Genomic DNA, 398 nt, shown 5'->3' with positions numbered 1-398 from the left:
CCCGCTTGACGTGCGCGGGCAGCCCCAGGTCCTTGGTCACACGCACGTCCGGACCGGGCGCGAAGAACCCGGTGCAGGACACCGTGACCACGTGGGTCACGTCCGCCGCGGTGATCCCGGGGCCGACGCCGCTCAGCGCCGCCCTGCCCGCGGTCACGAACAGCTCCCGGGCGTTCTCCGTGTAGAGCCGGTTCCTGGCGTGGGTGCCGGGTGAGAGCAGGTGACCGGTGACGGGATCCACGAACGGCGACGTCGCGGCGTCGTCACGCGTGGGTTCCCCGTGCGGCGCCCGCGGGGGCGTCGACTGCCCCCGCTCCCGGTCGTCCTCCGGGCCAGCGTTGGGAGCGTGCGACGCGCGGGCGGCGGCCTCCGCCAGCTCGGGGAGCACGGTGTGGCGC

At 75.6% G+C, this 398-nt stretch carries 1 pseudogene; it reads right to left on the bottom strand.

Annotated features, from left to right (window positions below):
* Window positions 1-241: pseudogene (locus M3667_RS16635) on the bottom strand (type III polyketide synthase); the annotation flags it as partial.
* Window positions 242-398: the final 157 nt, after the last annotated feature.

The organism is Microbacterium sp. P26 (genome assembly GCF_023712585.1).
GTDB lineage: Bacteria > Actinomycetota > Actinomycetes > Actinomycetales > Microbacteriaceae > Microbacterium > Microbacterium algihabitans_A.
The sequence above is the reverse complement of the archived record's forward strand: the minus strand, read 5'-3'. Positions and strand labels throughout refer to the sequence as shown.